General features: G+C 69.9%; 19 protein-coding genes. 13 read left to right on the forward strand and 6 right to left on the reverse strand.

Going from position 1 to position 20924, the window contains the following annotated elements:
* Positions 1–78 precede the first annotated feature (78 nt).
* The 7 genes from ACZ7SW_RS18950 (at position 79) to ACZ7SW_RS18980 (ending at position 8385) form a co-directional block, all read left to right on the forward strand.
* A complete protein-coding gene (locus ACZ7SW_RS18950) occupies positions 79–1503 on the forward strand; it encodes an MFS transporter (RefSeq protein ID WP_470231710.1) in 1425 nt (474 codons plus the stop codon).
* Positions 1500–2978, forward strand: coding sequence for an FGGY family carbohydrate kinase (locus ACZ7SW_RS18955; RefSeq protein WP_470231711.1), 1479 nt, complete (start codon positions 1500–1502; stop codon positions 2976–2978). Before ACZ7SW_RS18950 ends, ACZ7SW_RS18955 begins: the two co-directional genes overlap by 4 nt.
* 64 nt (positions 2979–3042) lie before the next feature.
* A complete protein-coding gene (locus tag ACZ7SW_RS18960) occupies positions 3043–4728 on the forward strand; it encodes a glycerol-3-phosphate dehydrogenase/oxidase (RefSeq protein ID WP_470231712.1) in 1686 nt (561 codons plus the stop codon).
* On the forward strand, positions 4725–6287 hold the full coding sequence (locus tag ACZ7SW_RS18965; RefSeq protein WP_470231713.1) for an FAD-binding oxidoreductase: 1563 nt from the start codon (positions 4725–4727) through the stop codon (positions 6285–6287). Before ACZ7SW_RS18960 ends, ACZ7SW_RS18965 begins: the two co-directional genes overlap by 4 nt.
* 138 nt (positions 6288–6425) lie before the next feature.
* Positions 6426–7019, forward strand: a complete 594-nt coding sequence (locus ACZ7SW_RS18970; protein WP_452080926.1) for a glycerol-3-phosphate responsive antiterminator — start codon at positions 6426–6428, stop codon at positions 7017–7019.
* On the forward strand, positions 7016–7300 hold the full coding sequence (locus ACZ7SW_RS18975; RefSeq protein ID WP_470231714.1) for a putative quinol monooxygenase: 285 nt from the start codon (positions 7016–7018) through the stop codon (positions 7298–7300). Before ACZ7SW_RS18970 ends, ACZ7SW_RS18975 begins: the two co-directional genes overlap by 4 nt.
* Positions 7300–8385, forward strand: a complete 1086-nt coding sequence (locus tag ACZ7SW_RS18980) for a zinc-binding dehydrogenase (RefSeq protein WP_470231992.1) — start codon at positions 7300–7302, stop codon at positions 8383–8385. Before ACZ7SW_RS18975 ends, ACZ7SW_RS18980 begins: the two co-directional genes overlap by 1 nt.
* 167 nt (positions 8386–8552) lie before the next feature.
* Here ACZ7SW_RS18980 and ACZ7SW_RS18985 read toward each other — a convergent pair whose 3' ends face one another.
* Positions 8553–9122: a YbhB/YbcL family Raf kinase inhibitor-like protein gene (locus ACZ7SW_RS18985; protein ID WP_470231715.1), complete on the reverse strand. Its 570-nt coding sequence runs from the start codon at positions 9120–9122 to the stop codon at positions 8553–8555.
* Between the two features lie 463 nt (positions 9123–9585).
* Between ACZ7SW_RS18985 and ACZ7SW_RS18990 the strand changes: the two genes are divergently transcribed.
* Positions 9586–10635, forward strand: a complete 1050-nt coding sequence (locus ACZ7SW_RS18990) for an FUSC family protein (protein ID WP_470231716.1) — start codon at positions 9586–9588, stop codon at positions 10633–10635.
* Here the strand turns inward: ACZ7SW_RS18990 and ACZ7SW_RS18995 are convergent.
* Positions 10613–12889: an FdhF/YdeP family oxidoreductase gene (locus tag ACZ7SW_RS18995; protein WP_470231717.1), complete on the reverse strand. Its 2277-nt coding sequence runs from the start codon at positions 12887–12889 to the stop codon at positions 10613–10615. The two genes, ACZ7SW_RS18990 and ACZ7SW_RS18995, sit on opposite strands and share 23 nt — an antisense overlap.
* 205 nt (positions 12890–13094) lie before the next feature.
* On the opposite strand from ACZ7SW_RS18995, the gene ACZ7SW_RS19000 reads away from it, so the two are divergent.
* From ACZ7SW_RS19000 to ACZ7SW_RS19010, 3 genes are read left to right on the forward strand one after another with little or no spacing between them, the layout of a single operon-like run.
* Positions 13095–14312 (forward strand): PucR family transcriptional regulator, encoded by a 1218-nt coding sequence (locus ACZ7SW_RS19000; RefSeq protein WP_470231718.1) that lies wholly within the window; start codon positions 13095–13097, stop codon positions 14310–14312.
* A 2-nt stretch (positions 14313–14314) separates the two neighbouring features.
* On the forward strand, positions 14315–14497 hold the full coding sequence (locus ACZ7SW_RS19005) for a hypothetical protein (protein ID WP_470231719.1): 183 nt from the start codon (positions 14315–14317) through the stop codon (positions 14495–14497).
* Positions 14494–14961 (forward strand): CBS domain-containing protein, encoded by a 468-nt coding sequence (locus tag ACZ7SW_RS19010; RefSeq protein WP_470231720.1) that lies wholly within the window; start codon positions 14494–14496, stop codon positions 14959–14961. Before ACZ7SW_RS19005 ends, ACZ7SW_RS19010 begins: the two co-directional genes overlap by 4 nt.
* Here ACZ7SW_RS19010 and ACZ7SW_RS19015 read toward each other — a convergent pair.
* From ACZ7SW_RS19015 to ACZ7SW_RS19025, 3 genes are all read right to left on the reverse strand, one after another.
* Entirely contained in the window at positions 14942–17293 is a 2352-nt protein-coding gene (locus ACZ7SW_RS19015) for an alpha-L-fucosidase (RefSeq protein ID WP_470231721.1), read from the reverse strand. The two genes, ACZ7SW_RS19010 and ACZ7SW_RS19015, sit on opposite strands and share 20 nt — an antisense overlap.
* Positions 17294–17434: 141 nt before the next feature.
* Positions 17435–17692: a hypothetical protein gene (locus ACZ7SW_RS19020; protein ID WP_470231722.1), complete on the reverse strand. Its 258-nt coding sequence runs from the start codon at positions 17690–17692 to the stop codon at positions 17435–17437.
* A gap of 278 nt (positions 17693–17970) precedes the next feature.
* A complete protein-coding gene (locus ACZ7SW_RS19025; RefSeq protein ID WP_470231723.1) occupies positions 17971–18099 on the reverse strand; it encodes a hypothetical protein in 129 nt (42 codons plus the stop codon).
* Positions 18100–18589: 490 nt separating this feature from the next.
* Between ACZ7SW_RS19025 and ACZ7SW_RS19030 the strand changes: the two genes are divergently transcribed.
* A complete protein-coding gene (locus ACZ7SW_RS19030; RefSeq protein ID WP_470231724.1) occupies positions 18590–18799 on the forward strand; it encodes an MbtH family protein in 210 nt (69 codons plus the stop codon).
* 11 nt (positions 18800–18810) lie between these two features.
* Here the strand turns inward: ACZ7SW_RS19030 and ACZ7SW_RS19035 are convergent, their stop codons facing one another.
* Positions 18811–19455 (reverse strand): response regulator transcription factor, encoded by a 645-nt coding sequence (locus tag ACZ7SW_RS19035; RefSeq protein WP_470231725.1) that lies wholly within the window; start codon positions 19453–19455, stop codon positions 18811–18813.
* Between the two features lie 335 nt (positions 19456–19790).
* Between ACZ7SW_RS19035 and ACZ7SW_RS19040 the strand changes: the two genes are divergently transcribed.
* On the forward strand, positions 19791–20867 hold the full coding sequence (locus ACZ7SW_RS19040; protein WP_470231726.1) for a ParB/RepB/Spo0J family partition protein: 1077 nt from the start codon (positions 19791–19793) through the stop codon (positions 20865–20867).
* Positions 20868–20924: the final 57 nt, after the last annotated feature.

A 20924-nucleotide genomic window follows, 5' to 3' on the forward strand; every position in this document is an offset into this window, starting at 1 on the left:
CCACTGTCAGCGGTCTTCGTCGTGTCTGTTTTTTGTATGCCGGGATCGCTGACAGCCAGCGCAGAAAGTTGGCGGTCCATGAGTTCACCCACGGTCGCAGCGCCGCGATCGATCGCGAATGTTTCGCAGGTCACCGCGCTGATCAACACGTTGTCGAAGTTGCCGCGCAAGGCGAACCTGCTGTGGTACCTGGTCCTGGGCGGGCTGTTCCTGGACGCCTATTCGAACGCCGCGCTCGGCGCCGGGCTCGCGCCGATGACCAAGGAACTGGGGCTCGGCGCGGGCCAGGTCGGCCTGCTCACCGCGACCGCGCCCGCGGTCGCCATCCTGTTCAACCCGGCGGGCGGCTGGCTGGCCGCCCGGATCGGCCGGGTCAAACCGCTGATCGCGGCGAAGGCGATCGCCGGGCTCGGCGCGGTGCTCACCGCCACCGGCGGCAACTTCGAAGCGGTCTGGGCCGGCCGCGCGCTGGTCGGCGTCGCCTACGGCATCGACTTCGCGGTGGCGATGGCGCTGCTCGCCGAGTACACCCCGGCGAAGCTGCGCGGACGGCTGAACCTGTGGCAGTCCGTCTGGTACGTGGCCACCACGGTGAACCTCGCGCTGACGCTGGCGTTCTACCAGGCCGGCGTGTCGGTGGAGATCTGGCGCTGGTCGGTCGGCTCGGCCGGGGTCTTCGCGCTCGCGCTGCTGGTGCTGCAGATCGCGTTCCTCGCCGAGAGCCCGTCGTGGCTCGCGGCCAAGGGGCGGCTGTCCGAGGCGGCGAACAGCCTCCGCCGGATCTACGGTTTCCAGGCGACGCCGGGGACCGCGAGCGCCGAGGACGTCGCCGCCGAGCAGCGCAAGATCGGGTTCCGGCAGGCGGGTGTGCTGTTCCGCAAGCCCTACCTGCAGCGCACTTTCCTGTCCACGGCGATCTCGCTGACCCAGGCGATGCAGTACTTCGCGATCGGCTGGTACCTGCCGGTGATCAGCCTCGCGATCTTCGGCGACAAATTCGAAACGGCCACGCTCGGGTCGATGATCTTCAATGTCGCCGGGATCGTCGGCGGCGCGCTGTCGGCCTGGTTCGGCCGGAAGATCGGGCTGCGGGTCAGCTCGGCGATCGGCTACGGCTTCGCGTTCGCCATCCTGCTGGTGATGGGACTGGGCTTCGGGAAGCTGCCGATCGCGATCGGGTTCCTGCTGCCGTTCCTGTTCATCTTCTTCCATTCGGCGGGCCCCGGCGCGAACGGCAAGTCGATCGCGGCGCTGTCCTACCGCAGCGACATCCGCACCCTCGGCACCGGCGTGACCGGCATGCTCGGGAGCTTCGGCAGCGTCGTCGGGCTGTATGTGTTCCCGCAGATCAAGGAGGCGATGGGGCTCGGCCCGACGATCGCGCTGCTCGCCGCGGTGCCGCTGCTCGGCCTGGTGTCCTGCCTGATCGTGCGCTGGGACCCGACCCGCAGCGGCGTCGACCCGGACGACGAGGAGATCTCGCTGCCGGGGAGGACGGCGTGACGCGGCGCGGAATCCTGGCCGTCGACGAGGGTTCGACCGGCACGCGAGCCGCGGTCGTCGGCGAGGACGGCGGGTGCGGGCCGTCGTTCTACACCGCCGTCGACGTCGTCCATCCGGAACCGTCGCGAGTGGAGCAAGACGCGGCGCAACTGCTGGAGCGCACCGTCGGCGTCGCTCGCCAGGCGATCGCGTGGGCGGGGGAGAACGGCGTCGAAATCGTCGGGATGTCGGTGTGCACGCAGCGCGCGACCGCGATCCTGTGGGACCGCGAGACCGGCCGGCCGCTGGCACCGGCCGTGGTGTGGCAGGACACCCGCTACGCCGACGAACTGGCGAAGCTCGCCCCGGAGTGGGATCCGGTGCTGTGGGAGAGGACCGGCCGTCCGGTCGGCACTCGCGCGCCGTTCCTCTGGGCCGCTCGACAGCTCGATCAGCTCGACGTGCCCGCCGACCGCGTGCTGTTCGGTTCGGTGGACACCTGGCTCGGGTGGCATCTCAGCGGACGCACCAGATATGTCATGTCGGCGACCAACGCCGTCGCGTTCGGCGGGTACCGGCTGCGCGAGCACGCCTGGGACCAGGAATGGCTGGCGGCGCTGGGTTTCCCTGCCTCGCTGGCCCCGCCGCCGGTCGACGACGACGGGGATTTCGGGTACACCGACCCGAACCTGCTCGGCATCGAGGTGCCGATCGCCGCGGTGATGGGCGACCAGCACGCCTCGCTGATCGCGCTCGGTGCGCTGACTCCGGGGCAGGGAACGTGCGTGCACGGCACCGGCACCTTCGTCGGCGCACTGGCCGGGGACGAACCGCCGGACGGGCTCGGCAAGGTCGACGGGGTGCTGTGCCTTGTCGGCTGGCGCAGCGCGGGACACAGCCGGTTCAGCCTCGAGTCGTACACCTCGACCACCGGTTCCGCGTTGCGGTGGCTCACCGAGGATCTCGGGTTGTTCCGTTCCGCGGCTGAGATCAGCGAATTGGCGGCGGCCCAGCCGAGGAGCACCTCGACCTGGTTCGTGCCGACGCTGGCCGGGCTGCGCACACCGGTGCAGCGGCCCGGCGCGCGCGGGCTGCTGACCGGGCTGAGCCTGGCCACCACGCGCGACGTCGTGGCGCGGGCGGTGCTCGACGGAATCGCGCACTCGGTGAGCGACACCGTCGACGCGTTGCGGACGACGATGAACCGTCCGGTGACCCGGCTGCGCGCCGGCGGCGGATTGGCCGCCAGCGACGTGCTCCTGCAAAGCCAAGCCGATTTCGCCGGTGCCGAGATCGAACGAGCAGCCGATTCGGCGACCGCCAGCCTGCGGGGCGCCGCGTATCTCGCGGGCGTCCGGCTCGGCGTGTGGCCGTCGCTGGCCGAAGCCGTTGCGCACCAGGGGAAAGGCGAGGTCTTCGAACCTCAGCTGCCCGAGGACGAACGGCGCGGACTGCGCGCACGCTGGCAGGACGTGCTCGCGGTCTCGCTGTCCTGACCGTCCTGAGTGTCCCGAGTGTCCTTAGTGGACGTTTTCAACTTCGGAGTGGAGAGACAAGCTCATGTTCACACTGCCGTCCCGACGGCCGAACGCCGTCGCCGCGAGGGCGACCCTGTCCGCGCCGTTGCGGCTGGAGCGCCGCACGGCACTGACCGATCTCGAAACCGGCACGTTCGACGTGCTGGTGATCGGCGGCGGCGTTACCGGCGCCTACACCGCGCTGGACGCCGCCGCCCGCGGCCTGAAAGTGGCGCTGGTGGAGCGCGACGACTTCGCGTCCGGAACCTCGTCCAAATCGTCCAAGATGGTGCACGGCGGGCTGCGCTACATCGAGCAGGGCAACCTCGACCTGGTCCGGCATTCGCTGCTGGAGCGGCAGCGGTTTCGCCGCAACGCCCCGCATCTGGTGCAGCGGCTGCCTTTCCTGTTCCCGATCCTGGCCAAGGACGGGGTGTTCGACGCCCGCATCGCCAAGGCTTTCGAGAGTCTGTTGTGGACATACGACCTCGCGGGCGGCTGGCGGATCGGGAAGCTGCACCAGCGGCTCACCGTCGACGAGGTGCTCTCGCACGCCCCGACGCTCCGCGCGGAGAACCTCAAGGGCGGCCTGATGTATTACGACAGCCGCGCTGATGACGCACGGCTGACACTGGCGATCGTGCGCAGTGCCGCCCGGCTCGGCGCGGTGGTCGTCAACGGCGCCGAGGTGACGGGGCTGCGCACCGCCGGCGGTCGGGTCACCGGCGCGACGGTCGAGGCCGACGGCGAGCAGATCGACGTCCGCGCGCGCGTCGTGGTCAACGCGACCGGCGTGTGGGCCGACCGGGTGGAGGGCATGGCCGACCACGGTCACCAGCCGCAGGTCCGCCCGGCCAAGGGCGTGCACATCGTGCTGCCGTGGTCGAAGATCCGCAACGACTGCACGGTCACCGTGCCGATCCCGGGCCGCGCGCGGCGGGCCACCTGCACCCGCTGGGGCGACGTCGTCGTGGTCGGCACCACCGACACCGACTACACCGGCTCGACCGACGACGTGCACTGCACCCGCGAGGAAATGGACTTCCTGCTCGAAGGAGCCCAGATCGCCTTCGACACCAAGCTGGACGCCAGCGACGTGCTGGGCAGCTACGCGGGCCTGCGCCCGCTGGTCGGCGGCAAGGAGGGCGCGACGCTGGACATGCGCCGCGACCACCACATCACGGTGTCCGCGGGCATGGTCACGGTGACCGGCGGCAAGCTCACCACGAGCAGGCACATGGGCGAGCTGGTCGTGGACAAGGCGCTCGGGCTGCTGGGCCGGAAAGCCAAGTGCCGCACCAAGAACCTGCCGCTCATCGGCGGCGCCGGATACGACGCGGAGGCGACGGCCGCGACCGGCGGCGTCGCCGCGCACCTCGGCGGCCGGTACGGCACCGAGGCGCGGTTCGTGAGCGCGCTGGCCGACGAGAACCCGGCGCTGGGGGAGCCGCTCATCGAGGGGCAGCCGTTCCTGAAGGCCGAGGTCGTGTTCGCGGCGCGTTCGGAAATGGCGCGCTCGGTGGACGACGTGCTGTCGCGGCGGACCCGGCTGCGGCTGTTCGCGCGGGACGCGTCGGTCGAGGCCGCTCCGCTCGTCGGCGAGCTGCTCGGCGCGGAACTCGGCCTGAGCGTGGAAACCGTGGCGGCGCAAGTGAAGCAGTACCGGGCGGACGTCGCCCGGGAGAAGTCGATCCTGTTCGGAGACAACCTGTTGGGAGCCAACGCATGATCAGCCGTCAGACCATCACGCACCCGTTCAACCGGGGCAACTACGTGGTCGGCGCGCCGACGCCGCCGCGCTGGGGCGGACGCACCGAGCCGGGCGAGGGCGACGCGTCGCTGCAGACGGCGGCCGTGGCCGTGCCCGCCGCGCTGACCGAGGCGCTGCGCGAGCTGGCGGACGCGGTGCACACCGAACGCGACGAGGTCGTGCTGCGCACCCGCGACTGGTGGGCTGGCTCGATGATCGGCGAGACCGCGGGCGCCCCGGCGACCCCGGACGCGGTGATCGCCGAGGTGAGCACCGTCGAGCAGATCCAGGCCGCGGTCCGGCTGTGCGGCGAGCACCGGGTGCCGCTGACCGTGTCGGCGGGCCGCAGCAACGTCACCGGCGCCGCGCTGCCCGTGTACGGCGGGGTGGTGCTGGATGTGTGCCGGCTCGACAAGATCGTGTCCTTCGACGCCGAATCGCAGATCGTCGAGGTGCAGGCGGGCATGTTCGGCGACCTGTTCGAGAAGGAACTGCAGGAGACCCACGGCGCGACCACCGGGCACTGGCCGTCCGCGTTCGCGATCTCGACGGTCGGCGGCTGGGTGGCCTGCCGCGGCGCGGGCCAGCTGTCCACCCGGTACGGGAAAATCGAGGACATGGTCGTCGGACTCGACGTCGTCCTCGCCGACGGCACGCTGGCCCGCTTCGGCGACTACCCGCGCGCCGCGACCGGCCCGGACCTGCGGCAGCTGTTCGTCGGCTCGGAAGGCACGCTCGGCGTGATCACCGCGGTCCGGCTGCGCACGCACCCGCTGCCGACGTACTCGAAGGCCATCGCGTACGGCTTCGAGACCTTCGCCGCCGGGCTCGACGCCTGCCGCCGGATCATGCAGCGCGGCGCGACCCCGGCCGCGATGCGGCTGTACGACAAGCACGAAAGCGGCACGCACTTCGGGAAGCCGGACACCAACCTGCTGCTCATCGCCGACGAGGGCGACCCGGTGCTGGTCGACGCGATGCTCGAGGTGAGCGCCGAGGAATGCGCCGCGACCGGGTCCGAATTGGACGGTCAGCCGGTGTTCGAACGCTGGCTGGACGAGCGGATGCTGGTCGGCAAGTCCGCCGACGGGTTCACGCCGGGGCCGGGTTTCGTCGCCGACACCCTGGAGATGGCCGGTGCGTGGTCCGCGCTCCCGGCGATCTACGACGAGGTGGTGGCCGCGATCCAGGCGGTGCCGGGGACGTTGGCGGCGTCGGCGCACCAGTCGCACGCCTATACCGACGGCGCGTGCCTGTACTTCTCGCTGCGCGGGGACGTGGAGCCGGAGAAGCGGCGGCACTGGTACCGGTCGGCCTGGGACGCGGCGAACGCGGTGCTGGTACGGCACGGGGCGGCGTTGAGCCACCACCACGGGTCGGGGCTGCTGCGCGGGCCGTATCTGGCGGACGCGCTCGGCAGCGGGTTCGGGACGTTCGTCGAGGTGAAGCGTGCTTTGGACCCCGCCGGGTTGCTGAACCCCGGCAAGCTCGGCCTTCCCACCGAGCTGGGCCCGAACCCGCTGGACCCGGCTCGCTGACCGCCGAGCGGACGGCGGGCCGGGTTGACGGCCGTGAGGGGAACCCTGAGGGAATCAGATTCCCTCAGGGTTCCCCTCACGGACCTTCGAGGCGGCGGGGACGGGAGCAGTCGCGGAAGGCATGAAACGGTGGACGGCATGAACGAGAAGATCACGGCGGCGTTCGAGGACGTCCCGGTGTGCGCGTCGGTGGTCGGCGTCGCGAAGGTGCCGGATTTCGTGGCCGCGGACTCCCGCGTCGGGATCCTGGCGTCGGTCCCGGTCGGGCAGCTGCCGAAGATCGTGGCGGCGCTGGCCGGGCGGGACAAGCTCGTGTTCGTCAACATCGATTCGTGCCCCGGCCTCGCCACCGACCGCGCGGGCGTGGACTTCCTCCAGGAGATCGGGGCGGCCGGGGTGGTCAGCACCCGGGTCGCGCCGATCGAACGGGCGCGGGCGCTGTCGATGCTGACCATGCACAAGGTGTTCGTCACCGACCGGTCGAACCTCAACCGGAGCCTGGAGGCGGTCAAGCGCAGCGGGCCGGACCTGGTGGAGCTGATGCCCGCCCCGATCATCCCGTGGATGTCGGCGGCGGCGCGGGAAGTCATGTCGCCGTTCGTCGCGGCCGGTTTCGTCACCGACCGGGACGGGGTGGCGCATTCGCTGGCGATGGGCGCGGCGGCTGCCGCGTCCTCCGATCCGGGGCTGTGGTCGCTGACCCGGTCCCGGCTGCGTACAGGAGAAGAATGAGTTTCGTAGTGGTGGCCCGGTATGTGACCGCGGAGCGGGAGCGGGTCCTCGAACTGCTCGGCCCGATGGCGGAGGCCTCGCGGCGCGAGCCCGGCTGCCGGCGGTACACCGTCCACAGTGGAATCGAGGACGGGGTCGTGGTGCTCGTCGAGGAGTACGACAGCGAAGCGGACTTCACCGCGCACTGCGCGTCGGAGCACTTCACGCGGATCGTGCTCGGCGAGGTCGTGCCGCTGCTGTCCGAGCGGCTGGTCACCCGCTGCGTCCCGGTCGGCGCGTGATGGAGGTTCGCGGCGCGGTCCTGCGCGAGGTCGGGAAACCGCTGGAGATCGAGACGCTGACGCTGGCCCCGCCGGGACCCGGCGAGCTGCTGGTGCGCGTGCGCGCGGCCGGGCTGTGCCACTCGGACCTCTCGGTGATCGACGGGTCACGGCCCCGTCCGGTGCCGATGGTGCTCGGCCACGAGGCTGCCGGCGAGGTCGTCGAGGCCGGTCCGGGCAGCGACTTCCAGCCCGGCGAGCACGTAGTCCTGACGTTCGTGCCCTCCTGCGGCGACTGCGCCCCGTGCACGGCAGGCCGCCCCGCGCTGTGCGGCCCGGCTGCTGCGGCCAACCGCGAGGGGACGCTGCTCGGCGGGGACGTCCGGTGGTCGTCACCGGTCGGGAATCCGTTGCACCATCTCGGGGTTTCGGCGTTCGCCTCGCACGTGGTCGTGTCCGACCGGTCGGCGGTGCGGATCGACAAGACGCTGCCGTTCGAGATCGCGGCGTTGTTCGGCTGCGCGGTGCTGACGGGCGCGGGCGCGGTGTTCAACGCGGCGGATGTGCGTCCTGGGGACAGCGTGGCGGTGTTCGGCCTCGGCGGGGTCGGGCTGTCCGCGTTGCTCGCCGCCAAGGCCGCAGGCGCCAGCACTCTGCTCGCGATCGACCCGGTCCCCGGCAAGCGGGAGCTGGCGCGCTCGCTGGGTGCGACGCACGTGCTGACCGGTGACGTCGCGGAGATCCGCGAGCTGACGGGCGGCGGTGCGGATTACGCCGTCGACACCACGGGCGTGGTCGCCGCGCTGAGCCAGGCGTACGAGGCGACCCGGCCGGGCGGGACGACGGTCACCGTGGGCCTGCCGGATCCGTCCGCCGGGCTGACCTTGCCCGCGCAAAGCCTGGTGGCGGAGGAGAAAACCCTGCGGGGAAGCTACCTGGGCTCGTGCGTGCCCCGGCGGGACGTGCCGCGGTTCGTCGCGTTGTACCAGGCGGGGTTGCTGCCGGTGGAGGCGTTGCTGACGCATTCCATCGCGCTGGAGGAGATCAACGCGGGATTCGCCCGGCTGCGGGACGGGGGCGCGGTTCGTCAGGTGATTGTTTTCTGAAACCGCGCCCCGGCCCGGCTGAGCCTCGCCGAGGAGAGCTGTCGCGATGGTGCCCGAGTAGCAATGCTGCCGGGCAGTTCTCCCGGTTGCGCGGGTGCATTCCGCCGACCGCTCGCAGGGGCGCGGTTCGTCAGGTGCTCACCTGCTGAAACCGCGCCCCGGTCCGGCTACGAGTTGCCGCGCAGCGCGGCGGTCGCGATGGTGGCCGCGTCGATGGCGGTCTCCGCGGCCTGGGTGGAGGAGTTGGAGTCGAGTTCGGTGAGCGACTCCTTGTTCAGCGCGTGGACGGCCCACTCGTACGTGTGGTTCGTCGTGCACGGCCCCTGGTATCCGAAGAAGTTCGCGCTGCCGCGGTAGTAGGCCTGCCGTGACCCGGCAGGGACCGTCGGCTGGTAGGCGTGGTCGACGTTCTGCGGCAGCTCGGCGGTGGCGGCCGGGATGTCGTAGATGACCCAGTGGATGATGCCGTTGTCGAGGTCGTGCATGACGATCGCGTAGCTCTTGGCCTGCTCCGGGGCTCCGGACCAGGCCAGCGGCGGCGACTCGTCCTTCTTTTCGGGGTCGCCGTCGCCGCTGCTGGCGCAGTCGTGGACCTTGGGGATCATCCCGCCGTCGGCGAAGGCGGTGCTGGAGAGGGCGAAAGCGTCCCGTCCCGGGCTCGCCGACGCGGCGGCGGGGCTGAGGCTCGCGGCGCAGAGGACGAGCAGGGCGAAGAGAGCGATTCTGGTGCGTCTCACTGGAGGCTCCCGAGGCTGCTGGTGGTCTCTTGTTCCTTTCGTGGGGAGAGTGTGCGCCGGAATCGGCGAGGACCGTCGCGCCAGCGGCAGTGAGTACCACGTTTCCCGCCAAGAGTGACATCCGGCGCGGCAGCAGGGTGCGGACGATCCCTTCGGACACGGCACCGTTCTCGGGTTGTTCCAGGCCGCGCACGCCGCGCTGACCGGGTGCCCGAGGCGACCGGCCGCATCGCAGGGGAACACGTTTTCCTGAAATTGCGTTTCGGCGAGCAATACCGCCATTTCCGCACTCCAGATCTGGACGGAGACCGGAGGCGGCTCGGACAGCTCGGCTGATTGGCACCGGTCGCAGACTTCGTTGTGGCACGCCACAATCCGGGCTGTGGCCGCTTCTCGCGCGGGTATCGTGGGACGACCGGCGGATCCCGGTGGTCGACGTCAGAACAACCAAGCGGAGGACAGGGTGCCGGTGGCGACCTCGGCCGCGGCCGCGCGCTCGTTCGACGGCGGCGAATGGTGGCACGCCGGCCGGGTCGCGGCCGGGCTGCTGATCCCGGGGCTGGCGCTGCTCGCGGCGGGCCGCCCGGATCTGATCATTTTCGCCGCGTTCGGTTCGTTCGCCGGGATGTACGGCCGCGCCGAGACGCGCGCGCTCCGGTTCCGCCACCAGGTCCAGGCGGGCGCGGTGCTGCTGAGCGGCGTCTCGCTGGGGGTCCTGCTGTCGGCGTGCCACGCGCCGCCGTGGCTGCTGGTGGTCACTGAGGCCACGTTCTCGTTCGGCTGTGCGCTGGTGACGAACCGGCTGGAGCTGAGCCCGCGCGGGCCGTTCTTCGGGATCTTCGCGCTCGGCGCGATCGCGCTGGTGCCCGCCGGGAGGGTCGAACCGTGGGCGGGGATCGCCCTGTGCGCGGGCACAATCGCCGGTTGTGTCCTTATCGGACTGACTGGCCCGGAACGTCCGGCCGTTCCGGGGACGTCGGGGTGCGCGCCGGGTTGCGGTGCGGCGTGCGCGATCGTGCACGCCGCCCGGTACGCGCTGGCGATCGCCGCCGCGGGTGCGGTCGGGCTGCTGCTCGGGGTGGATCACGCGAACTGGGCGATGGCCTCGGCGGCGGTTCCGCTGGCGGCGGCCGATCCGCGCAGCCGGTTGCATCCGGGACTGCGCAGCGTGCTGGACCGCAGCGCGCACCGGGTCCTCGGGACGCTGGCCGGACTGGTCGTCACGGCTTTGCTGCTGCTGCCGGGATTCGGGGCGGCGCCGCTGGCGCTGGCGGTGATCGTGCTGCTGTTCCCGACGGAGCTGTTCATGTCCCGCCATTACGGAATCGCGCTGGGGTTCTTCACCCCGCTGATCCTGGTGATGACGGAGCTGGCCGCGCCCGCCGCGCCGGAGACGCTGCTGACGGCGCGGGTGGCGGACACGCTGGTGGGGGTCGCGGCCGGCATCGGGGCGGCGGTGCTCGTCCGCGCCCCGTGCCGGACCGCCGGTCTCACGCGGAGCGTTCGACCGTGACCTTCAGGTGCTTCATGATCGGCTGGTCGCTTTGCGTGCTGTAGTCGCCGATGGCGCAGAGCACGTTCATTTCCGGCATGTACCCGGCCGCGCAGCCGCGCGGGATGTCGTACGGGATCGCACGGTAGCGCCGCACCGAACGCTTCGTGCCGTCCTTCGCGGTGGCGGTGATGTCGACTTCGTCGAATTCGTTCAGGCCTCGGTCGTGCATGTCGTCGGTGTTCATGAAGATGAGGGTGCGGAGGTTTTTGATGCCGCGGTAGCGGTCGTTGTCGGAGTAGATCGTGGTGTTCCATTGGTCGTGGGAGCGCATGGTGCCCAGTGCGAGTGTTCCGGCGGCGGGGACGATGTCGGGCAGGTGGGCGGTGGAGAATTCGGCGCGTTCGGTGGGGGTGTGGAAGACGCGTTCGCGGGCGGCTTGGTGGAGGCGGAAGCCGAGTGGTTGGCGGACTCGGGTGTTGAAGTCGTCGAAGCCGTCGAGGACTTGTGCCATGGTGTCGCGGATCCGGTCGTAGTCGCCGGTGTAGTCGGTCCAGGGGGTGGGGCTGTCGGGCAGTGTGGCGCTGGCCATGCCGGCGATGATCGCGGGTTCGGAGAGCAGGTGCGGCGAGGCGGGTTTTTTCATGCCGGTGGAGAGGTGGACCATGCTCATGGCGTCTTCGACGGAGGTCGATTGGAGTCCGGTGGTCTGGAGGTCTTTTTCGGTGCGGCCGAGGCAGGGCAGGATGAGGGCTTGGGCGCCGTGTTCGAGGTGGCTGCGGTTGAGTTTGGTGCTGACCTGCACGGTCAGGTCGCAGTTGCGCAGTGCGGCGGCGGTGTAGGGGGTGTCGGGGGCGGCGAGGGCGAAGTTGCCGCCCATGCCGATGAATACGCGCACGTCGCGGCGGTGCATGGCCTCGATGGCGCCGACGGTGTCGAGGCCGTGGTGGCGTGGCGGGTCGATGCCGCAGATCTCGGCGAGCTTGTCGAGGAATTCCGGGGCGGGGCGGTGGTCGATGCCGCAGGTGCGGTTGCCCTGGACGTTGCTGTGCCCGCGCACGGGGGAGGGTCCGGTTCCGGGGCGGCCGATGTTTCCGCGCAGCAGCAAGAGGTTCACGATCTCGCGGACGGTGTCGACGCCGTGTTCGTGCTGGGTCACGCCGAGGCACCAGCTGATGATCGACCGGTCGGCCTCGCGGTAGATCTTCGCCGCCGCCCGGATTTCGGCCTCGGACAGCCCGGACTGCCGCTCCAAATCCGCCCACGACGTGGTTTCGCAGACGACGCGGTACTTCTCGACGCCGGTGGTGTAGGTCTCGAGGAACTCCGAATTGATCGCATCAGGATCGGTTTCTGCCATCTCGAGAAGGGCTTTCGCCATCCCCCGGAGGAACGCGAGGTCGCCGCCGATGCGCGGCTGCAGGTTGAGCGTGGAGGTCGGCGTCGCCTGGAAGGTCGCCATCCGGACGAAGTCGTGCGGGATGATCGTGCGCGTGGCCCCGGCCTCGACCAGCGGGTTGATGTGCACGATCTGCGCGCCGCGCCGGTGCGCCTCGGCCAGCGCGGTGAGCATCCGGGGCGCGTTCGACGCCGCGTTGACGCCCATGATGAACAGCGCGTCGGCGGCTTCCCAGTCGTGGATGTCCGCGGTGCCCTTGCCGGTGCCGAGGGCGGCCTGCAGCGCGCGGCCGCTCGCCTCGTGGCACATGTTCGAGCAGTCCGGCAGGTTGTTCGTGCCGAACTCCCGGGCCATGAGCTGGTACAGGAACGTCGCCTCGTTGCCGAGGCGCCCGGACGTGTAGAACGCCGCCTGGTCGGGGGAATCGAGGCCGCGCAGCGTGGCGCCGACCAGTTCGAACGCCTTGTCCCACGAGATGGGGACATACCGGTCGGTCTTCTCGTCGTAGCGCAGCGGCTCGGTGAGCCTGCCCTGCGCCTCCAGCGCGGTGTCGCTCCAGCCGTCCAGTTCGGACACGGTGTGCGCGGCGAAGAATTCCGCGCCGACGCGTTTCCGCGTCATCTCCCAGGCGACGTGCTTGATCCCGTTTTCGCAAATGTCGAGATGCAGGCCCTTGGTGTCGTCCGGCCAGGCGCAGCCCGGGCAGTCGAACCCGCCGTTCTCGTGGTTCATTTTCACGATCGCGCGCGGGCCGTCGACCAGCTCCCGTTCCCGGACGAGGAACTGCGTCACGCTTTTCGCCGCGCCCCAGCCCGCGGCCGGATGGTGGTATGGCTTGAACTCCGGCTGGTCCTCGCGCTGCTCGTCCACCGTCACCCTCTCGCCCGGAACTGTGCTTCCCTTCTGATTCAAGCACGGCGGGCCTCTCCGGGCATCCGGGCGGGGAATGCGAACGGCCGCATTGTGGGCGTCGACAAACATTTCTGTGACCGCGCACAAAATGCGCGGGAAATCGGAGCCCGGTTTCGGGGGAGGGAAATCCGCGTGCGCGGCCGCGGCGGGACGCGGGTAGCATCCGGACGTGGCCGACCGGGAGGAAAACGCTGTGCGGACCGCCGCCCTGACCGAACTCGTCGACTGGGCAGGCGTTCGGCTGCCCCGGCTGATCGACGACGTCTGCACGGCGACCTGCGAGCGGATCGGGATGTACCGGGACGAGAAGATCGTCCCGCGCGCCGACCTGCACCGCTCGATCGCGGTGAACCTCCGGTTCATGGTCGACGCGCTGGGCGGCGGCGAGACCCCGGACCAGCGCGCGCCGAAGGAGACCGGCCGCCGCCGGGCGCACCAGGGCGCCCCGCTGCCCGAGGTGCTGCAGGTGTACCGGATCGCCTGCGCGATGCTGTGGGACCTGCTGGTGAGCCGTGCCCGCGAAAAGGGAAGCACCGACGTGCTGATCGAAGTCGCGAGCCTGCTGTGGCAGGTCACCGACGAGCACGCGGTCCGCGTGACCGAGGCGTACCGGGCGGCGAGCGCGGAACTGCTGGTCGCGCAGCAGCGGCGGCGCTCGGCGCTGGCCGAGGCGCTGCTGACCGGCCAGCGCGGGTCCGACTCCGGGCCGTGGGAGGCCGGACGGCTGCTCGGCCTGTCGCTGGACGGGAAGCTGACCGTGGTCGCCGCCGAAACGCGCGGGCTGGCCGAGGAGAGCCTGGTCGGCGTCGAACGGCGGCTCGGGCAGCTCGGGATCGTGTCGGCGTGGCATCTCTCGCCGACGCTGCAGGCCGGCGTGGTTTCGCTGCGCGAGGAGCAGTACGACGCGATGCTCGCCCTGCTGCGCGACCTGGCGCTGGCCCGCACCGGCGTCAGCCCGCTGTTCCGTTCGCTGACCGAGACCCCGCGCGCGGTCCACCTGGCGCGGACCGCGCTGTCCGGCATCCCGCCGGAGCGAGGCGAGGTCCGCGCGTTCGATCCGAGCCCGCTGGCGGCGTTCGTCGCCTACGACCCGGACGAGGGGCGCAGGCTGGGGGAGCAGGTCTTCGGGGCGGTGCTGGAGCTGCCCGCGGAGGAACGCGACGTGCTGCTGGAGACGCTGGACGCGTACTTCGCGCACGGCGGTTCGGCCGAACGCGCGGGGCAGGTGCTGCACTGCCACGCCAACACCGTGCGGTACCGGTTGCGCCGGATCCGGGAACTCACCGGCCGGTCGCTGACCGATCCGCGGGACCTGGCCGAACTGGTGACCGCGATGCAGGCGCTGCGGGTCGGTTCGGCCCGCTCGATCGATTCTCCGGGGAGCTGACGATGTCCGACGAGTGGTACTTCAACACGCGCACGAACGAGGTCGAGCGAGGCCGCCAAGCGCGCGGCGTCGACCGGCTCGGCTCGTACCCGGACGAGGCCACCGCGCGGCGGGCGCTGGAACTGGCGCGCGAACGCACGGCGGCGGAGGACCGGTCCGACGCGGAGTGGAACAACCCGCGGTGACGTCACCGGATTTCCGCGGCGCGGCGACGGTCGGCGAGGCGATGCTCCTGGCGCCGAAGGTGCTCGACGCGTCGGCGACCGTCGGTGAGGTGCGCGCGCTCTTCGCCGACGATCATGTGCATGCCGCGCTGGTTGTCGCCGGGGAGACGTTGCTGAGCGTCGTGGAGCGGCCGGATCTTGAGGGGCTGCCGGAAGCGTTTCCGGCGTATCGGGCCGGTCAGTTGGCTGGGCGGGTGGTCGGCCCTGGCGCTGATTTGTACGCGACGTGGCTGGGGATGTCTCGTCGTCGGTTGGCTGTGGTGGACGGGTGCGGGCGGTTGCTGGGGTTGCTGTGTTTGAAGCGCAGCGGGCGTGGTTTCTGTTCGGACGCCGATGTGGCGGCTCGCGCGCGGGATGTGGAGAGCGGTTGCCGGGGCGGCCCTGCGCGGACCGCCCCGGAGAGTGTCAGCGCCAGTCCACTTTGAACACCCACGCGTGCTTCCCCGCCGCCCGCGCCGCCGCCGGAACGTCGATCACCAGGCGGCCGTCGCTCTGACTCCAGTGCAGCGGGCCTCCGTAGCCGAGCATGCTCACGCGGTCGCCGCGGCGGATCGGGACCGGGGCGTCGACCACGAGCTGCGCGCTGGGTGCGACGAGTGACATGACGTAGAACGCCGAACCGGGCTGCACGGTGAACCGCAGATCGCCGAGCTGGGCCATGCGCGACCAGTAAGTCGTGCCGTAGATCGCTTCCCCGTTGGTGCGCAGCCAAGCCCCCGTCTCGCGCAGCCGCTGCTGCATCACGGCGGGGATGGTGCCGTCGAAGTCGGGGCCGATGTCCAGCAGGAAGTTGCCGTTCTTCGACACCACGTCGACCAGCGTGTGCACCACGTCGCCGGTCGTCATGTACTTGTCGTCCGGCGTCGCGCGGTTGTAGCCGTAGGAGTACGGGTCGAGGCCCCGGCTCGATTCCCATTTCGCGACAACCGTGTTCGGGTACGTCGTGTACTCGGGCGTGGTGAAGTCGTGGTCCGGGATGCCGCCGCGGTCGTTGTACGTGACGTCCTTGGGGCGACGCCGGTTCTTGGCCCGGTTGAAGTACTCCGTGAGCACGTCGCGGCTGTCGTTGACGCCGCCGATGTCGAACCAGAGCACGTCCGGGTCGAAGCCGGAGATCAGCTCCAGCACCTGCGGCGCCTGAAGGTCCTTCACGAAATCGCGTCCGGCGGTGTAACCGGTGTAAGGCACCGGCGCGCCGGTATAGGGATTGCGCGGCGGATGGCCCATCCACGGGTTGTCCGGGTTGAACCATTCGGGCAGCGAGAAGTACAGACCGTTGCGCAGGTTCGGCGTGTACTTGCGCGAAGCGGCGAACAGGTCGGCGACGAGGTCGCGGCGCGGGCCGAGCTTCTTCGCGTTGCGGCCGCTGACTTTGGTGTCCCACAAGGCGAAACCGTCGTGGTGCTTGGACGTGAGCACGTAGTACTGCGCGCCCGCGTCCTCGATCAGGTGCGCCCACGAACGCGGATCGAACCGCGCGGCGGTGAACTTCGGGATGAAGTCGTCGTAGACGAACGATTCGCCGTAGGTCTTGGCGTGGTAGGCGTAGGTCGGGCCGTTGGGATCTTGCTGGTTGTTCCAGTACCACTCGGCGTACTGCTGTCCGACCGGAGCCCACGCGGGCACCGAGTACACGCCCCAGTGGATGAAGATGCCGAATTTGGCGTCGGAGAACCAATACGGCGCGCGGTGCGCGGACAGCGACGCGTCGGTCGGCCGGAAGTCCGGGATGCCGAGCGGCACCGGCAGCGACCGGGTGGCGATCGTCGAACGGTCGGCGAGCACGCGGATCCGGCCGGTCGCGGGGGTCCCGGCGGGCAGGCCGCGGTCGGGGGTGAGGCCGAGCCGCACCGTGGTCTGTTCGCCCGGGGCGAGGCGGGGGATTGGCGCGGGGGTGCGGACCCGGCCGCCCGGGACGTCGAGCGTGACGGTGATCCGGTCGCGCGTTTCGAGCCAGACTGTGCCGGTGTTGACGATGGTCGCCTCGACAGCCTGAGGACCGCCGTCCTGCAGCAGATTCGCGGTCGCCCGGGCGTCGAGGACGGTGGCCGAACGGCCTTGCGCGACCGGCTGCAGCGTCAGCGCGAACACGTGCAGGCTCGGCACATTCGCGGCGGGTTGGGCGGTCTTGGGCAGCGTCAAGGCGACCGCTTCGCGCGCCGGGTCGATCCACACCTGCGCGGTGCCGATCGACACCGGGTTCTGGTCGGTGACACCACCCGGGCCGTAGCGGAAGGTCGAGCTGACGGCACCGCCGGAGCCCCACCAGTCGGAACCGGACAGGGCGGCGGTGCTGATGCTGCCGTCGGCGTAGTGGACGGTCGCGTCGCCTCCGGTGCTGCCGTAGCTGCACGCGACGAGGAACGCCGCACCGTAGTACCGGCCTTTCGGCAGGTCGATGCGCTGGCCGAGCGCGATGACGTTGTTCTTCGCCCCGGCGGCGGCCGAGCCGAGCAGATAGGGAACCCCGCCCGCGGTGACCGTGCTGCCGGCCGGGATTTGCTCTGCCGGGAAGGTGTACCCGGAGCCGTCGAAGTTCCCGTCGTGCGCGCTCGCGGAGTCGATGCCGTCGTTGTCGAACCACGCGTCGAGGCCAACGGGCACCGGCGGAGGCGGCGGCACGACCGGGGTGCCGGCGCCGTCCGTGACCACCGGCTGCGCTGGCCCGCTCGCGGCCGCCGCGGTGCCCGCCGTCCCGAGCAGCACCGCGCCGCCGAGTGCCATGCCGAGCGCGTGCCGACGAGGATAGGTCGTCATGGAACCTCCACGGTGAAGTCCAGTGGTCCGATGCCTGGTGGGGAATTTCTCGATCATCGAGGGAAACTAGGCGGTCAATCGGCCGATACATCTGATGAATCATCGTCGGGATGTGGTGGGACGATGTCAAGGAGGTCCCGCTCAGCGGAGCAACGGGAAGAACGGCCGCCTGAAGTGCCGGGTGATCGGTTTTCCGCGGGACCGGCACGGCGGCGAGGCCGCCGTGCCGGTCGGCAGTTCGGCGGTCACCGGGTCGCTGGCCAGCAGGACCTCCGAACGCGGCGGCAGCGGGATCGGGGCACCGGAGTAGTTGAGGACGAACGTGAACCCCGGTTCGCGGCGGAAGCCAGCACGCCATCGTCGAGCGACAGCCAGGTCGGATCCCAGTGAATTCCGCACGCGGTCGCAGCCCGGCGTGGTGGAGGCCGAGCATCGCCACCCACTCTGTCGCCTGCAATTCCGCCGGGTACACCTGCCATTTCGCGGGTGGTGGCAGGCGCGCCGCCGGGCAGAAGCCGAACGGCGGTGCTCGACCTCCTCGCCGTCTCCGACACGATGAACTACCCGGGCACCATGCTGACGACCGACCGCGACCCGCTGCCTCGGGGCGTTCTGGCGCGAGCAGCAGAAGTTCGGCGCGATCACGTTCTTAGCCCAGGGCAAGGACATCCCGGGAATCACGCCGCGGGACAGGGAATCCACGATTCGACCTGCGACGGATCCAACTCGAAACGGGCGGCGGTGATACGGGACGTGACGATCGGCAACGTGAAGATCGCCCGGTCCGACAGCGGCGCGGGCATCATCGCGATGAGCGTCGCCCTCGGCAGCGCGACGCTGGCGATCGCGAATTCGTCGACGGGTGAGGTCGTCCGGGAGCCCGGTTCGGCAATTCGCGATCACCGGCGGTCCGGTCCCGGAGATGGCCGCTGCGCGGGGTCGCCGGGAGAGGTCCGCACCGGGGTAGTTCTCTTTCCCGGGCACTGGACGATCGGCCTTGTTCGTGTCGAACCGGCCCGCATCTCCTGTCTGTGCAGCGGGCCCGGTCAGAAACTGCGTGAATCGTCCTTGGGCGATTGGAGGAAACGCTGATTCCGAACTGGCGCCGCCTCGATGGGAAATGGGGAACAATGCGCGTATCAGACCGTGTTGAGAGCTGCGCTCCGGCGGGTCGTTTGCTTGCTTGCCTGCTGGTATCGTCCGAGTGTCGACTCACCTGTCGGCAGTTTGCGAACCGGCGTCAGGATTCCGGCTTCCGCCGATTTCCTGGCCGATGATACTTCCGGAGGAAGCGGCGTGAGCAATCCGTTCGAAGATGACAACGGGACATACCTGGTGCTAGTGAACGAGGAGAATCAGCACAGCTTGTGGCCGGAGTTCGCGGATGTGCCGGAGGGCTGGGCGACCGTCCACGGGCCGTCGTCGCGGCAAGCGTGCCTCGACTACGTGGAACAGAACTGGACCGATCTGCGGCCGGCTTCGCTGGCGGCGCAGATGGACGGCTGATGTCTGTCTGGTCAGCTGTTCAGGTAGGTCAGCACAGCGAGCACTCTGCGATTATCGTCTTCGGTGACCTGCAGGCAGAGTTTTCCGAAGATATTGTTGGTGTGCTTGGCGATTGCCTTTTCCGTGACAAAGAGCCGGGTGGCGATGGCGCTGTTCGAGCGGCCTTCGGCCATCAACGCCAGCACCTCCAGTTCGCGCGGGGTGAGCACGTCGAGGGTGCGCCCGCGCGAGCGGTGGGCGAGCAATTCGGTGATGACCTCGGGATCCATCGCGGTGCCGCCCGCCGCGACCCGGCGTACCGCGTCGATGAACTGGCCGATGTCGGAAACCCGCTCCTTGAGCAGGTAGCCGACCGCGCCTTGCCGGTCGGACAACAACTCCCGTGCGTGCAGCGGTTCGACGTACTGGGACAAGACCAGCACCGGCAGCCCGGGATGCACCCGCCTCGCGGCGATCGCGGCCTGCAGCCCGTCCTCGGTCATCGTCGGCGGCATCCGCACGTCGACGACGGCGACGTCCGGCCGGTGCTCGATCAGTGCCCGCTCGAGTTCGGGACCGTTGTCGACGGCGGCGACCACCGTGCACCCGTGCGCTTCGAGCAACCGGATCAGCCCGTCTCGCAGCAGTGTCAAATCCTCGCCGAGCACAGCTCGCATCATTGACTCCGTCGTTGTCGAGCTGGGTGACTTGATCACCCTACTACAGCGGGCATCCGGCACCTGGCGGTCCGCGACGCCGGCCGAACCCGCCACGCCGTTCTGCCCGGTCTTCGCCGGTGCCGAAACGTCCGCATCCGCGTCAGGTGTGCGGGCTTGACTCCGCGCTTCCGACCTGCTTGACCGGTCGGCTCGCGGGGATCACCATGTCACATATGGATTTCCGTGCCGAAGAAATGACTCCGCGCGCCTTGTTGGGCCGTTCGGACCTGGGAGGTGTGATCATTTGGGGGAATCGGAGGCAGAGCGTGGCGCAATAGTCCGGCTTGTGCGTTGTGCTCGTCATTCGAGGGTTGATACACGGGGGGACTGTTATCGAGGCTTCAGATATTATTCATGGGACTATTCTGGTCGGCGAAGAACGTAGGTCGGTGCTCTCGGCATCCGACGAAGTTCGCAGCCGCGCGCCGATTCGCGTTCCGATATCGAAATTGCTTTCCGCTGATTCGCCGAGACTTAAAGGCGAGAACGAAGAGCATATCCGAGCGCTAGCCGAATCGGGAGCCCAATTGCCGCCGATCATCGTGCAGCGGGGGACGATGAGGGTCATCGACGGCATGCATCGGTTGCGAGCGCAGGTCCTGCGCGGCGCCGAAGAAATAGATGTTCGTTTTTTCGACGGAGACGACACCGCCGCTTACGTTCTCGGGGTGTGCGAGAACGTGAGCCACGGCCTGCCGCTTTCGCTGGCCGATCGCACGGCGGCGGCCGCTCGTATCATTGCCTTGTACCCGAACTGGTCGGATCGGGTGATCGCCGCCGCCGCGGGGCTTTCGCCGCACACCGTCGGCAGCGTCCGGCAGCGTGCAACCGAGCACGATGCCCAGTTGCACAGCAGGATTGGCCGGGACGGCCGGGTGCGGCCGGTCAACAGCGCGGGCGGCAGGGAGTTGGCAGGTCGCCTCATCTCGGAGAATCCGGAGGCTTCACTGCGCGACATCGCCCGTGCCGCGGGTATTTCGCCGGGAACGGTCCGCGACGTCCAGGCCAGGATTCGACGTGGCGAGGACCCGGTCCCGCAGCGGTTGCGCCGGGCCGGCGGTCACGCCGGTCGCACCGGCCGGCCGGTGGACGAGGACCGGCCGGCCGACCGGATCTTCGCCGAGGAGCGGGCGCTGATCCTTCGGGATTTGCGAGGGGACCCGTCGCTGCGGTTGAGCGGAGTGGGCCGGACGCTGCTGCGTTTGCTCGACGCCAATGCCGTCACCGAGCAGGAGTGGGAGCGGATCATCGCCAACGTGCCCGACCATTGCAAGGACGCGGTGCTCGGCTTGGCGGAGGGTTGCGCCGGGATATGGCAGAAGGTCGCGGACCGGCTGGCTGTCGAGGGTGCGAGCGAGGCGGCCCGATGACCTGGTGAGCTGCTGTCGAGTGGGCGTGCGCGCGCAGCGTGCACGCCCACTTTTCTG

Source organism: Amycolatopsis sp. NPDC114484 (assembly GCF_055633755.1).